Consider the following 13,031-nt stretch of genomic DNA (forward strand, 5'->3'; position numbering starts at 1 on the left):
GTGTCGCCGAGCAATGCCTGCCCGACATTGCTGACGCCGCGCCTGCGCCTGCGTCCGTTCGAAAGCCGCGATGAAGCCGGACTGCACGCCTGCCTCGCGAACGAAACGCTGACACAGTATTGGGGCTTCACCGCCTGCACGACGATGGAGGAAACGCGGCGATGCCTGCGCATCCTGGCAAAGACCACATCGCCCTACGATTCGATGGCCTGGGCGGTGGCCGACAGGACCACGGACGAATGCATCGGCATGGTGAACTACCATCACCGCGAGGTCAGCAATCACCGGCTTGAAATCGGCTACATCCTGCGCCGCGAGTGGCACGGGCAGGGACTGATGAGCGAGGCGGTCAAGACGCTGATGGATTACTGCGTGGCCCATCTGAAGGCGCATCGCATCACGGCGATCATCCATCCCGACAACACCGCTTCAATCCGGCTGGCCAAACGGCTCGGCTTTCAATGCGAGGGCGGGCCGATGCGCGATTATTGGCGCGTCGGGAAAGGCTATATGAGCCCGATGCTCTACAGCTTCATTGCCAGCTGAGGGCTGTCCCCCGGCCTTTCCGTGATCCGGTAGGCGCAGCGCCGGGCGCCCTTCAATATATGCTCGAAGCGCCTGATCTCGACCTCGGGACCGAGCGCCGCCTGAAACACATCAAGCTCCGACCGGCACAGTTTCTGGCATGCCCTGGCGGCCACGCAGATCGGGCAGTGGTTTTCCACCAGAACCAGCGCACCCGCCGCATCCCGGGTGGTTTGCGCCATGTACCCTTCGGCGGAGCGTATTTCCGCCAGACGCTGCACCCGTTGCTCGAGGGAGCCCGCGTCCGCGAGTTGCGTGCGATAGTGGTCGAGCGTGGCGGCTTCGCGGTGCGCGATCAGCTTGTCGAGCCCCGCATCGCCGAACACGGCTGACACGGATGCGAGGATATCGGCCGTCAGCGCCGCATGATTGTCGGGAAACTGCCCGTTGCCTTCCTCGGTCAGGTGCCAGAAGCGTTTCGGGCGGCCGACGGTCTCGCGGCTGTCTTCAAAGGCGACGAGGCCGTCCTCATGCAGCCGTCCCAGCATCTGCCGCACCGCGACGGAGGTAATGCCGAGGCGATCCGCCAGGGACGCGGCGGTCTGCGCGCCGGCGACTTTCAGGGAATAAAGCATGCGATTTGTCGTTCGATCCTGCATATCGGCAATGTAACAAAATTCTTTTTAAAAAGCGATTGCTTATTTTATTAAGCGGAATATAAAAACATAAAACTTATTTAATTGAGGTGACGCCATGCATGACCCCGACGATACAGCCAGCGATGCCCGCTGGTCCGAGCTGTTGACCCCGCAGTTTTCCGCCGCGACCACGACGCTTTGCCTCGGCGTGGCGCTGTTTGCCTTCAACGGCTTTCTCGTTTCCACCTCCCTGCCGACGGCGGTGCGCGAGATCGGCGGGCTGAAGCTGATTTCCTGGGCCTTCACGCTCTATCTCGTCCTGTCCATTGTCGGCGGTGCCAGCGGCGCGCTGCTGAAGGGCAGGCTCGGCCCGCGCCGGGCGCTGGTCGGGGCCGCCATCGTCTTTCTCGCGGGCACGCTGATTGCCGCCTTTGCCTCGTCGATGACGGAAGTGCTTGTCGGCCGCGCCCTGCAGGGGCTGGGCGAGGGCGTGATCGCCGCCATCTGCTATGCCCTCATTCCCGACCTGTTCCCATCGCGCCTGGTGGCAAAAGTGTTTGGCGCCGAAGCCGTCGTCTGGGCCATCGCGGCCTTCGGCGGTCCGCTGGTTGCCGGGCTTTTGACGGAAACCGTATCCTGGCGCGCGGCGTTTCTGGTCAATGTGCCCATGGCGCTGATCTTCATCGCGCTGGTGTTCCGCATCGTACCGCGTTCGGCGGCCGAAGCCGCACCGCTGTCCGTGCCTTTCCTGCGGCTGGGGGCGATTGGCGGCGGCATCATGCTGGTGGCGCTTGCCGGCATCATGCAGACGCTGACGCTGGAAGTCCTGTGTGTCGCCGGCGCTGCGGCCGTTCTCATTGCCGTCGTTGCGGTTGACCGCCGCAGCCGCACGCCGCTGTTCCCGTCCGACGCCTTTGCCCTGACGTCAATGGTCGGCATCGGCCTGTGGATCGTGCTGCTGATGCCCGTCGCCCAGGCGTCCACCTCGGTCTATCTCGTCATGACCCTGCAGAATCTCTGGGGCTATGGCCCGACCATGGCCGGTGCGTTCAGCGCCAGCTTTGCCGTCGCCTGGAGCGCCATTGCCATTCTGGTGGCCAATGTGCAGGACCCGCGCCGCCGGTCGCGGATGATCCGGCTCGGACCGGTACTGCTGGTGACGGGACTTGCGGTTCTCGTGCTGGGTTTCTCCGCCGATCTGCCCATTGTCGTTCTGATCGGCCAGATGAGCATCGGCGCCGGGTTCGGGGTCAGCTGGGGCTTTTTGAGCCAGAGCGTGATGGAATCGGCGCGCGACGGCGAGCGCGACCGGGCTTCCGCTCTCCTGCCGACGCTGCAATCCGCCGGTTACGCCATCGGGGCTGCGGTGGCCGGTCTGGTCGCCAATGCCGCCAGCTATCCCCAGGCAACAAGCCCCGAAGCCTTGCGCGACGCGACGATGATCATCTTTGCCGTCTCGACGATGATCGGCCTTGCCGCCATGATCGCCGGTTTCGCCCTGCCGCTGCGCAGGAAGACGGTGTTCGCCGCCGATCTGCCGTAGCGGCACGAAAAAGCCCGCCCTGACGAGGGGCGGGCGACAGTTCCGGACGATCCGGAAAATCCAGGAGAGGGGAGGATTTCGACCTGCAAATCCCCTCTCTTGCGATTTTTGCTGTTGGTGAGGAGGAGTGGTGGTTCGTGGTGAGCTTGTCGAACCACGCACTGTGCATATTGCAACTTTTGTCGAATTGCCTGTTGTGATCCGTTTTCCTAGCATTCAGCGCCGCATATGGAGAGCCAGGCATGGAGGTCACAGTCTATATTCTGCTGTGCTCGGATGGATCATATTATACGGGGCTAACGAAACAGGACGTTGACGCCCGCGTTTGGGAACATAATGCAGGAATTTGCGATGGATACACAAAACGCCGCCGCCCTGTCCAACTTGTCTTCACCGAGACTTACGACCGTATCCTTGATGCCATAGCACGGGAACGCCAGATCAAGGGGTGGTCACGCGTGAAAAAGCAGGCGCTGATCGCATTGGATTATGAACGCCTGTCTCAACTCTCAAAAAACCGCAGCAAAATTTGAACAGTTAAACCGGCTGCATATGGCTGGTGCGTGGTGCGTGGTTCGACAAGCTCACCATGAGGGAGGTGGGGGATTGCAGGGAACTCTATTCTGCAACGTCTAAGATCAGCTTTGCAGTCAACTCACTTCCCTCATGGTGAGCTTGTCGAACCACGCACCACGCACCACGGTAAGGAGAGGTAACGATCCGATTACAGATCCGCCATCGCCTCTTCATATTCGGTCGACAGCGTCAGCCATTCCTCTTCCGCCCGGGCGAGCGAGGATTTGGCGTAACCGATTTCCTTGCCGATTTGCGTCGCCTTGGCCGGCTCGCGGCTGTAGATGACCGGATCGGCCAGCTGGTCCTGCAGGGTCTCGATCTTCTTCTGGAAGCGCTGCACCATGGCATCGGCTTCCTGGATCTTCTTCTGCAGCGGCTTCAGCGCTTCGCGCTTCTGCGCCGACAGCTTGCGCTGCTCGGCCTTGGTCAGCTTCTGTCCGTCATCGGCGTTGATCTTGCTGTTGCCGGAGCGCTCGGCCTTGGCATCGGCCAGAACCAGCGAACGGTAGGCGTCGAGATCGCCGTCATAGGGCGCAACCGCGCCATCACGCACCAGCCAGAGCCGGTCCATCGTGGCTTCGATCAGATGCCGGTCGTGCGCGATCAGGATCACGGCGCCGTCGAAATCATTGAGCGCATGCATCAGCGCTTCACGGCTGTCGATATCCAGATGGTTGGTCGGCTCGTCCAGGATGAGCAGGTTCGGACCCTGGAAGGTCGCAAGCCCCATCAAAAGACGGGCCTTTTCACCGCCGGAAAGGTCCTTTGCCGCCGTGTTCATCTTCACCGTGGCCAGACCCATCTGCGAGACGCGGGCGCGCACCTTGGATTCCGGCGCATCGGGCATCAGCTTGCGCACATGCTCGATGGCATTGTCCTCGGGCACCAGATCGTCGAGCTGGTGCTGGGCAAAGAAGGAAATCTTCAGGTTCGGCGCCACCGTCATCCGGCCGCTCTGCAGCGCGAGACGTCCGCTGATCAGCTTGGCCAGCGTCGACTTGCCGTTGCCGTTCGAACCCAGCAGCGCAATACGGTCATCCGCATCGATGCGCAGGTTGAGATGCTTGAGCACCGGCTTGCCCGGCGTGTAGCCGACTTCACCGCTTTCAACGGCGATGATCGGCGATGCCACCACCTTTTCCGGCTCGGGAAAATGGAACGGCGCCACATGGTCTTCGATGACCGACGAAATCGGCTTCAGCTTCTGCAGCGCCTTCAGGCGGGACTGCGCCTGCTTGGCCTTGGACGCCTTGGCGCGGAAACGCTCGACGAAGGCCTCCATGTGCTTGCGGTGCGCTTCCTGCTTGGTGCGCTGCTTCTGCTGCAGCTCCAGCGCTTCGCTGCGCAGCCGTTCGAACTGGTCGTAATTGCCCTGCCACAGCGTCAGCTTGGTCTGGTCGAGATGGATGATCGAATTGACGGCCGAGTTGAGAAGGTCGCGGTCATGGCTGATCAGGATGACCGTGTGCGGATAGCGGCGGACATAATCCTCCAGCCACAGCGTGCCTTCCAGATCGAGATAGTTGGTCGGCTCGTCCAGCAGCAACAGGTCCGGCTCGGCGAAGAGCACGGCCGCCAGCGCCACGCGCATGCGCCAGCCGCCGGAGAAGGACGAGGCCGGGCGCTTCTGCGCTTCGGAATCGAAGCCGAGGCCGGAGAGGATCGCACCGGCGCGCGCTTCGGCCGAATGCGCGTCGATATCGACCAGACGGATGTGGATTTCGGCGATGCGGTGCGGGTCCGTGGCGGTTTCGGCTTCCGCGAGAAGGGCGGTGCGCTCCTGGTCGGCGGCCAGCACGATCTCGAGCAGGGAATCTTCCGTTCCCGGCGCTTCCTGCGCCACCTGGCCGATGCGGATGTTCTTGGGCAGGAAGAAATCGCCGGTTTCCGCTGGCATCTCGCCGGTGATCACCTTGAACAGGGTGGATTTGCCCGCACCATTGCGCCCGACCAGTCCCGCCTTCGTGCCCGACGGCAGGTTGAGGTTGGCGTGATCGATCAGCAGGCGTCCGGCCATACGCACGGATATGTCGTTGAGAATAAGCATGGCCGCGCTTTTGCACGGGAAATGCGCTTTTCGCAAGCCGTGCATGCAGCAGATATCGCCCGATTGCGCGGGAAAGTCGGGTTAGGCGATATCTGTGTCCGATTGGGCACGCTTGTCAGGAGGTGCGTGGTTCGACAAGCTCACCATGAGGGAGGTGGTTTGGTGCAAGGCCAATCTGATGCGTCGCAGAACTGGTTCCCTGCAATCTGCCCAAGTCCCTCATGGTGAGCTTGTCGAACCACGCACGCTGGTTGGGCAATTCATCGCGGATTATAGGCGGCGCGCATGCGAAAATGCTGTTGCAGCAAATTGACTTTCCGCCGAAATGCGTCAGTCTTGCTGCCATAATATCCAAACAGAGGCGCCTTCCCATGGGAATCATTCTGCACGAACTCGTCGGTACGGATCTGAACAGGCCATTCAGCCCGCATTGCTGGAAAACCGTAATGTCGCTGGCCCATAAGGGCCTGCCGTTCAACCGCAATCGCGTGTCGTTCAAGGGCATTCCGGAACTCGAAGGCGCGTTCTCGCCAAAGGTGCCCATCATCCGCGATGGCGACAAGCGGGTGGCGGATTCCTTCGAGATCGCCCTGTATCTGGAAGACACCTATCCCGACCGGCCATCGCTGTTCAAGGGCGAGGGTGGCCGGGCCATGGCCCGCTTCGTCGAGGGCTGGTCGCAGATGACGCTGCATCCCTATCTGAATCTCGTCATCCTCATGCCGGTGCACGATATTCTCGATGCGCCGAACCAGGCCTATTTCCGCGAAAGCCGCGAGAAAATCTTCGGCCGTCCGCTGGAGGCGGTGGCTGCCGAACGTGATGCCAGGCACGACGCCTTCACCAAGAGCCTCGAACCCCTGCGCAAGATGCTGCTGTCACAGCCGTTCATCGGCGGCGAGGGCCCGCTGTTCAGCGATTATATCGTGTTCGGGGCGTTCCAGTGGGTGCGGGTGCTGACGCCGTTCAAGCTGCTGGATGAGAAGGATCCGGTGCATGACTGGTTCGAGCGCTGCCTCGATCTGCATGGCGGCATTGCCCGCGAGATCAGTGCTGCTGCATAGGTCTGCAATTTGGGCAGCAGGGTTGTGCGTGGTTCGACAGGCTCACCGTGAGGGAGATTGAGGATTGCAGGGGGTATATTCTGCAACATCTGAGATGAGCCTTGCAATCAAACCACCGCCCTCATGGTGAGCTTGTCGAACCACGCACCATGCCATTGCCTGTTTCTCGGCACAGCCCCTTGGCAAAGGGGCTGCCTGACGCTATAGAGCCGCCATCCAATTCCCCTAACGACAAGGTTTTATTCCATGGCGATTGAACGCACTTTCTCGATGATCAAGCCCGACGCGACGCGCCGCAACCTGACCGGTGCCATCACACAGAAGCTGGAAGAGGCTGGTCTTCGTGTTGTTGCTTCCAAGCGCGTCTGGATGAGCCGCCGCGAAGCCGAAGGCTTCTACGCCGTTCACAAGGAACGTCCTTTCTTCGGCGAACTCGTTGAATTCATGTCCTCCGCACCGACCATCGTCCAGGTTCTGGAAGGCGAAAACGCCATTGCGCGCAACCGCGAAGTCATGGGCGCCACCAACCCGGCCAATGCCGACGAAGGCACGATCCGCAAGACATTCGCCCTGTCGATCGGCGAAAACTCGGTTCACGGTTCCGATGCGCCTGAGACAGCCGCAGAAGAAATCGCCTACTGGTTCTCCGGTACGGAAGTCGTCGGCTGATTGTTTCAGCTGAGACAGCAAGAAGCCGGGATTTTCCCGGCTTTTTTGTTTTAAAGGGCTGTGAATTCAGTCCTGCCGCGCCAGCTGCGCAATGGTTTTGCCCGATGCATCGCGCAGCGTCAGCTTGCCATCGACCAGCCGGAAGGCACGGGTGCGCTCCAAGATGGCAAAGAACTTGTGTTCCTGATCCATCAGGGCAGGCGGGCAGAGCTTGCGCGTTGCTGCCGCCGGCTTGAAGGTGAGTTTGCGGCCTTTGACCACAGCCTTGCTCATGAAGCGGTTGCAGCCGCCGGAACCACTCACCGCACCGTCACGGCCGATCGTGAGGGTTGTCTGGGCGAAGTCGATGACGCCGCCGCCATTGATGTCTTCCGCCAGCCAGGACACATCGGTAATGACCGGCACGCGGCTTTCGCTGTGTGCCTTGAACGACAGGCCGAACAGCGCGATCACGCCGGCGAAGCCGATGAAGAGTGACAGAATGGCAAGCCGTCTCATTTCTCAATCTCCTGCCAGCGCGTAAGCGCCGCCGCATCGGTCGATTTGGCCTCGACCCAGCCGCTCGCCGCACCGCTGACAAGGTGTTCCTTCTTCCAGAAGGGTGCGGCATTCTTCAGATAATCCATCAGGAAGGCGGCAGCGTCAAAGGCGGCGCGGCGATGGGCGGAGGCAGCCACGACCAGCACGATGTTCTCACCGGGTCTGATCATGCCATAGCGGTGGATGACCGTCAGGCCCGTCAGCGGCCAGCGGCCGAGCGCTTCCCCGGCAATGCGGGTGATCTCGCGGGCGGCCATTTCGGGGTAATGCTCGATTTCCAGCGCCTGGAGCGTCCCGGCTTCATCCCGGCACAGCCCGCTGAAGGTGACGACGGCGCCAATGTCATGGCGTCCCGATGTCAGGCGGGCAATTTCAGCGGCCGTATCGAAATCGTCGCTCTGGATGGCGACGCGCGGTCGGATCGCGCTGGACATGGCTTCAGCCGCCGGTCATGGGCGGGAACAGGGCAATCTCATGTGCGCCGCCAATCGGCGTCTTGTGGTCGACATGTTCCTGGTTGATGGCCACGCGGATGACGTCCTGATATTCCAGCGCCGCCTCATATTCCTCGCCGCGGGTTTTGAGATGGCTCAGGAGATCGCCGACGGTCACGATGGAGGGCGCGAGATCGATGATCTCCTCGCCCTTGCCGATGCGTTCGCGCACCCACGCGAAATATACAAGCTTCACTGCCATGGCTCTAATCTACCACATGTTTGAGGCCGGCACGGAAATAGTCCCAGCCGGTATAGAGTGTCACGAGGGCCGCCACCCACAACAGGGCGATGCCGAACTGCGTCGTATGCGGCACGATCTTGTCGCCGGCGGGTCCCGCCAAAAGGATGGCCACGGCAAACATCTGGATCGTCGTCTTCCATTTCGCCAGCTGGCTCACCGGCACGCTGACCTTCAGTTCCGCCAGATATTCGCGCAGGCCCGAAACGAGAATTTCGCGGCACAGGATGATGATCGCCGCCCACAGCGTCCAGCCGGCAATGGTTCCGTCCGCCGCCAGCAGCAAAAGGCAGGCCGATACCAGCAGTTTGTCGGCTATCGGATCGAGCATGCGGCCGATGGTCGAGGTCTGTTTCCAGATGCGTGCGAGATAGCCGTCGAAGAAGTCGGTGATGCTGGCAATGGCGAAAATCGCCAGCGCGCCCCAGCGCGCCGCGTCGCTGGATTGCAGGCTGCCTTCGAGGAAAAAGCACAGCACGACCAGCGGCACCGCGAGAATGCGCCCATAGGTCAACAGGTTCGGCAAGGAGTAGGCGTTGTTCTTGGGCATATTTCCAACCAATCAAATCAGTGCCGATCAAACGGGCTTGTCCGCCAAACGTCAAGCTCATCATTCCGGAGTCGGGCGCAATTGTGTCCCGATTTCAATAAGTAAACCAAACTAGGTGCGAAAATGATCGCGAATGGTGATGGCCATTGCTTCCGATATCCCGTCCACCTTCATCAGATCCTCGACAGCGGCCTGCGATACAGCTTTAGCCGTGCCAAACTGATGAAGCAGTGCACGTTTGCGTGAAGGGCCGATCCCGGCGATCTCATCCAGCGGATTCTTGACCATTTCCTTCTTGCGCTTGGCGCGGTGCGTGCCGATGGCAAAGCGGTGCGCCTCGTCGCGCAGCCGCTGCAGGAAATAGAGGACAGGATCGCGCGGCGGCAGGGTGAAGGACTGCTTGCCCTCCATGAAAAACCGCTCGCGCCCGGCATCGCGGTCCACGCCCTTGGCAACGCCGATGGCCGTCACCTTGTCGGCAATCCCCATCTCCTGCAGAATGCCGCGCACCGCGCTCATCTGGCCCTGTCCGCCGTCGATCAGGATGATATCAGGCCATGCGGGGAAGGCATCGGACTCCTCGTCGAATTCATCGATCTCCTCGTCCGCCGGTGCATCCGGCATGTCCTTGTTTTCCGGCGTGCCGTGTTCCTTGACGAGGCGGCTGAACCGGCGCTCGATCACTTCGCGCATCATGCCGAAATCGTCGCCCGGCGTGATCTCGGTCGAGCGGATGTTGAACTTGCGGTACTGGTTTTTGACAAAACCCTCCGGGCCCGCGACGATCATGCCGCCGATGGCATTGGTGCCCATGATGTGGGAGTTGTCGTAGACCTCGATGCGCCGCGGTGTTTTTTCCAGACCGAACGTTTCGGCGACCCCCTTGAGCAGGCGCGACTGCGACGAGGTTTCGGCCAGCTGGCGGCCAAGCGCCTCGCGGGCATTGCTGAGCGCGTGTTCGACAAGATCCTTCTTCTCGCCGCGCTGCGGCACGGTGATCGTCACCTTGCGGTCGGATTTCGCCGTCAGGGCAACACCGAGCAGCTCCTGATCCTCAACCGTTTCCGACAGCATGATCAGCGAGGGGCAGGGCTTGTCGTCGTAGAACTGCGCCAGAAAGGCCCCGAGTACCTCGGCGCTCGACAGCGAGGAGTCGGCCTTGGGATAATAGGCGCGGTTGCCCCAGTTCTGGCCCGTGCGGAAGAAGAACACCTGAATGCAGGTGGTGCCGCCGTCCTGGTAGATGGCAAAGACGTCGGCCTCTTCAACCGATTGCGGGTTGATGCCCGAATGCGACTGGACGTGGGAGAGAGCAGACAGGCGGTCGCGATAGACCGCCGCGCGCTCGAAATCGAGTTCGGCGGAGGCTTCGCGCATGGCATCGGACAGATGGGTTTTCACCGCCTGGCTCTTGCCGGACAGAAACGCCTTGGTCTCGGTGACCAGCTCGTCATAATCCGCTTCGCTGATTTCACCGGTGCAGGGACCCGAGCAGCGCTTGATCTGGTAGAGCAGGCACGGACGCGTGCGGTTTTCGTAGAACGAATCGGTGCAGGTGCGCAGCAGGAAGGCGCGTTGCAGCGCGTTGATCGTGCGCCCGACAGCACCCGCCGAGGCAAAGGGGCCGAAATAATCGCCCTTCGAGGAGCGGGCGCCGCGATGCTTGAAAATACCCGGCGCCAGCCGCCGGTCGGTCTGCTTGGGCGCCGTCAGCAGGATATAGGGAAACGACTTGTCGTCCCGCATCAGAACATTAAAGCGCGGGCGCAAGCGCTTGATGAGATTCGCTTCCAGCAGCAGCGCTTCGGTCTCGGTGCGGGTGACGACGAATTCCATTTTCATGGTTTCGCGGATCATGCGGGCGATGCGGTTGTTGTGGCCCTGACCGCGCGCATAGTTGGAAACGCGCTTCTTCAGGTTGCGGGCCTTGCCGACATAGAGCACATCGCCGTCGCCGTTGAACATGCGGTAGACGCCGGGCTTGTTGGGCAGCCGCTTGACCAGTTCGCCGATGACATCGGCACCGCTCGTCCCATCGCTCTCGACGCTGGAATCCCATTCGATCGCATTGATCAGCGCCGCGACATCGCGGATCGGCTCGCTGTTTTCCTCGGCGAGCGGACCGTCATCATCCAGCATCACATCGGTATCCTCCGCGTTCCCTTCAGGGGAAAGCGGCGGGGCCGGGTCGATTGCCGGGTGATTGCGTGCGTTGGTCATTCTGCCATTCCCGTGACATCCGGCGTCTCCCACGCCAGATGCTGCCCGCCATCCAGGGCAATCATTTGCCCGGTGATGGAGCGCGTCTGCCAGAGATAGCGGATCGTGTTGCCGAATTCTGCCAGATCGGGCCCGTGTTTCAACAGCAGGCCGTCAACTTGTTGTTCAAAATCGATTCTCTCCTGACGTTCGCCCTGCATGGTCGGCCCCGGACCGATGGCATTGACCCGGATATGCGGGGCCAGCGCCTGCGCCATGGTCTGGGTCGCGGCCCACAATGCGGCCTTCGACAGGGTGTAGGAGGTGAATTTGGGCGTGAGCCGCCACACGCGCTGGTCGATAATATTGACAATGAGGCCGTTCTCCCCGTCGGGAAGCGCCGATTTCATCGCATCCGCCAGCAGGACCGGGGCCTTCACATGCACGGCGAAATGCCTGTCCCAGACGTGGTCGTCGAAATTGCCGAACCCATCATCATGAAAGATCGACGCATTGTTGACAAGAATTTCCACCGGACCGAGCGCATCCTCGGCGCTGCCGATCAGGCCGCGAACTGCGTCGCCGTCGGTCAGATCCGCCTGGACCACCGCCGCGGTGCCGCCGGCCGCCTCTACTGCACGCAGCAGGGCCTGGCCTTCTTCGAGCGAATGATTGCAATGAATAGCCACAGCAAAACCGTTGGCGGCAAGATTCTCTACAATCGCCTTACCAACGCGCCTTGCGCCGCCTGTGACAAGGGCAACGGTCTTATCTCTATGCAAATGGCTCTCCCAGTCCTGCGATTCATGCTCGAATATAGGGAGGATATCGGCAAAGCGCGAGGGTTTGGCGGCATCTGCACTGACAAATGAGAAATTCCAGTCATTTGTTTCTTTCATGGCATTTTTGCCAGATGAAGGTGCGTATAGCCACGAAAATTGGCCGAGAAATGCAAGCATAAGGCAGAGTTTAAGTATCGGTTAAGTATACTATATTGAAACCGGCGGATTGCGGACTTTTCAATAAAATTTTCTCAAATATTTCGTAAAATCTATTTTGTCGTACTATTTTTACATCGTTGAAATCATTGGATAATTCAAAATGTTGCATAATGAACACATCGCATTTCTGCCATTTTCTCGACAGTTTCTTTTCACAGTCTGGCGCGAGTGCCGCCACAATGAGAAGCGAATGTTCCTCTCGTTCAGCGGACGCAAGTTTTGGTTTATCCCCCCGACCAAGTGCCCGCTCCGTGTAGAAGAGTTTAAAAAAAGGAGATTGCCATGCGCACTCTTAAGACAATGATCCTCGCTTCGGCGGCTGTGCTGACGCTCTCCGCCCCAGTTCTCGCTGCTGACGTCATTACCGAACAGGCTCCTGCGCCTGAAGCTGCGTACCAGGCGCCCCAGGCCGATTGGTCCGGTGCATACCTCGGTGTTTACGGCGGTTATGGCTGGAACAAGAACAAGACCAGTGTTGGCAAGCTCGATGCTGACGGCCTGAAGGGTGGCGCTTACGGCGGCTACAACCTGCAGAACGGCCAGTTCGTATACGGTGCTGAAGGCGACATCGGCTACTCCGGTGCCAAGGAAAACAACTTCGGCTACAAGGCCAAGCAGGGCGTAGAAGGTTCTATCCGTGCCCGTGCCGGTATCGCTCTTGATCCGGTCCTGCTCTACGGTACAGGCGGTGTTGCCATTACCGACAGCAAGCTGTCCGGTCCTCTCGGCAGCGAAAGCAAGACCCACGTCGGCTGGACTGCCGGTGCCGGTGCGGAAGCCAAGATCACCCAGAACATCGTTGGTCGCGTTGAATATCGCTACACCGACTTTGGCAAGAAGGACTATGATCTGGGCGGCATCGACAGCGTATCGAACAAGATCACCACGAACGAAGTTCGCGTTGGTGTTGGCTACAAGTTCTAATCTGGACTTGACCTCCAGAA

14 protein-coding genes are annotated in these 13,031 nt (G+C 60.5%); 6 read left to right on the top strand and 8 right to left on the bottom strand.

The annotated features are described in order from the left end of the window. Nucleotides 1–546, top strand: coding sequence for a GNAT family N-acetyltransferase (locus AC1Q5O_RS02925; protein WP_223611232.1), 546 nt, complete (start codon nucleotides 1–3; stop codon nucleotides 544–546). On the opposite strand, the gene AC1Q5O_RS02930 is transcribed toward AC1Q5O_RS02925, so the two are convergent. Further along, a complete protein-coding gene (locus AC1Q5O_RS02930) occupies nucleotides 525–1,160 on the bottom strand; it encodes a helix-turn-helix transcriptional regulator (protein ID WP_492561849.1) in 636 nt (211 codons plus the stop codon). The genes AC1Q5O_RS02925 and AC1Q5O_RS02930 overlap by 22 nt on opposite strands. Nucleotides 1,161–1,278: 118 nt before the next feature. On the opposite strand from AC1Q5O_RS02930, the gene AC1Q5O_RS02935 reads away from it, so the two are divergent. Beyond that, nucleotides 1,279–2,706: an MFS transporter gene (locus AC1Q5O_RS02935; protein WP_492561850.1), complete on the top strand. Its 1,428-nt coding sequence runs from the start codon at nucleotides 1,279–1,281 to the stop codon at nucleotides 2,704–2,706. Between the two features lie 242 nt (nucleotides 2,707–2,948). Continuing rightward, entirely contained in the window at nucleotides 2,949–3,239 is a 291-nt protein-coding gene (locus AC1Q5O_RS02940) for a GIY-YIG nuclease family protein (RefSeq protein ID WP_346307792.1), read from the top strand. A 191-nt stretch (nucleotides 3,240–3,430) separates the two neighbouring features. On the opposite strand, the gene AC1Q5O_RS02945 is transcribed toward AC1Q5O_RS02940, so the two are convergent. Beyond that, complete coding sequence (locus tag AC1Q5O_RS02945; protein ID WP_346307791.1) at nucleotides 3,431–5,329, bottom strand: ABC-F family ATP-binding cassette domain-containing protein; 1,899 nt, start codon at nucleotides 5,327–5,329, stop codon at nucleotides 3,431–3,433. Between the two features lie 371 nt (nucleotides 5,330–5,700). Here AC1Q5O_RS02945 and AC1Q5O_RS02950 point away from each other — a divergent pair, with 371 nt between their 5' ends. Next, on the top strand, nucleotides 5,701–6,393 hold the full coding sequence (locus AC1Q5O_RS02950) for a glutathione S-transferase family protein (protein ID WP_492561851.1): 693 nt from the start codon (nucleotides 5,701–5,703) through the stop codon (nucleotides 6,391–6,393). A gap of 246 nt (nucleotides 6,394–6,639) precedes the next feature. Continuing rightward, complete coding sequence (ndk, locus tag AC1Q5O_RS02955; RefSeq protein WP_077114036.1) at nucleotides 6,640–7,062, top strand: nucleoside-diphosphate kinase; 423 nt, start codon at nucleotides 6,640–6,642, stop codon at nucleotides 7,060–7,062. 66 nt (nucleotides 7,063–7,128) lie between these two features. On the opposite strand, the gene AC1Q5O_RS02960 is transcribed toward ndk, so the two are convergent. The 6 genes from AC1Q5O_RS02960 to AC1Q5O_RS02985 all read right to left on the bottom strand — a co-directional run bounded on the left by AC1Q5O_RS02960 (nucleotide 7,129) and on the right by AC1Q5O_RS02985 (nucleotide 11,868). Continuing rightward, nucleotides 7,129–7,560, bottom strand: coding sequence for an META domain-containing protein (locus AC1Q5O_RS02960; RefSeq protein ID WP_492561852.1), 432 nt, complete (start codon nucleotides 7,558–7,560; stop codon nucleotides 7,129–7,131). Continuing rightward, nucleotides 7,557–8,036, bottom strand: coding sequence for a molybdenum cofactor biosynthesis protein MoaE (locus tag AC1Q5O_RS02965; RefSeq protein WP_492561853.1), 480 nt, complete (start codon nucleotides 8,034–8,036; stop codon nucleotides 7,557–7,559). The genes AC1Q5O_RS02960 and AC1Q5O_RS02965 overlap by 4 nt, the downstream gene beginning before the upstream one ends. Before the next feature lie 4 nt (nucleotides 8,037–8,040). Continuing rightward, entirely contained in the window at nucleotides 8,041–8,298 is a 258-nt protein-coding gene (gene moaD, locus AC1Q5O_RS02970) for a molybdopterin converting factor subunit 1 (RefSeq protein ID WP_346306802.1), read from the bottom strand. A 4-nt stretch (nucleotides 8,299–8,302) separates the two neighbouring features. Further along, entirely contained in the window at nucleotides 8,303–8,887 is a 585-nt protein-coding gene (gene pgsA / locus AC1Q5O_RS02975) for a CDP-diacylglycerol--glycerol-3-phosphate 3-phosphatidyltransferase (RefSeq protein ID WP_223611225.1), read from the bottom strand. A 111-nt stretch (nucleotides 8,888–8,998) separates the two neighbouring features. After that, nucleotides 8,999–11,026: an excinuclease ABC subunit UvrC gene (gene uvrC, locus AC1Q5O_RS02980; RefSeq protein ID WP_223612359.1), complete on the bottom strand. Its 2,028-nt coding sequence runs from the start codon at nucleotides 11,024–11,026 to the stop codon at nucleotides 8,999–9,001. Nucleotides 11,027–11,103: 77 nt separating this feature from the next. Continuing rightward, nucleotides 11,104–11,868 (bottom strand): SDR family oxidoreductase, encoded by a 765-nt coding sequence (locus AC1Q5O_RS02985; RefSeq protein ID WP_223611224.1) that lies wholly within the window; start codon nucleotides 11,866–11,868, stop codon nucleotides 11,104–11,106. A 501-nt stretch (nucleotides 11,869–12,369) separates the two neighbouring features. Between AC1Q5O_RS02985 and AC1Q5O_RS02990 the strand changes: the two genes are divergently transcribed. Beyond that, nucleotides 12,370–13,011, top strand: a complete 642-nt coding sequence (locus AC1Q5O_RS02990) for an outer membrane protein (protein WP_223611223.1) — start codon at nucleotides 12,370–12,372, stop codon at nucleotides 13,009–13,011. Nucleotides 13,012–13,031: the final 20 nt, after the last annotated feature.

This window comes from Phyllobacterium sp. MT110 (genome assembly GCF_058792715.1).

Coding starts and splice junctions, on each gene's coding strand:
- AC1Q5O_RS02990 (WP_223611223.1), top strand. CDS start 12,370: ATGCGCACTCTTAAGACAATGATCCTCGCTTCGGCGGCTGTGCTGACG.
- pgsA (WP_223611225.1), bottom strand. CDS start 8,887: ATGCCCAAGAACAACGCCTACTCCTTGCCGAACCTGTTGACCTATGGG.
- AC1Q5O_RS02965 (WP_492561853.1), bottom strand. CDS start 8,036: ATGTCCAGCGCGATCCGACCGCGCGTCGCCATCCAGAGCGACGATTTC.
- uvrC (WP_223612359.1), bottom strand. CDS start 11,026: ATGCTGGATGATGACGGTCCGCTCGCCGAGGAAAACAGCGAGCCGATC.
- AC1Q5O_RS02935 (WP_492561850.1), top strand. CDS start 1,279: ATGCATGACCCCGACGATACAGCCAGCGATGCCCGCTGGTCCGAGCTG.
- AC1Q5O_RS02940 (WP_346307792.1), top strand. CDS start 2,949: ATGGAGGTCACAGTCTATATTCTGCTGTGCTCGGATGGATCATATTAT.
- moaD (WP_346306802.1), bottom strand. CDS start 8,298: ATGGCAGTGAAGCTTGTATATTTCGCGTGGGTGCGCGAACGCATCGGC.
- AC1Q5O_RS02960 (WP_492561852.1), bottom strand. CDS start 7,560: ATGAGACGGCTTGCCATTCTGTCACTCTTCATCGGCTTCGCCGGCGTG.
- AC1Q5O_RS02950 (WP_492561851.1), top strand. CDS start 5,701: ATGGGAATCATTCTGCACGAACTCGTCGGTACGGATCTGAACAGGCCA.
- AC1Q5O_RS02930 (WP_492561849.1), bottom strand. CDS start 1,160: ATGCTTTATTCCCTGAAAGTCGCCGGCGCGCAGACCGCCGCGTCCCTG.
- ndk (WP_077114036.1), top strand. CDS start 6,640: ATGGCGATTGAACGCACTTTCTCGATGATCAAGCCCGACGCGACGCGC.
- AC1Q5O_RS02945 (WP_346307791.1), bottom strand. CDS start 5,329: ATGCTTATTCTCAACGACATATCCGTGCGTATGGCCGGACGCCTGCTG.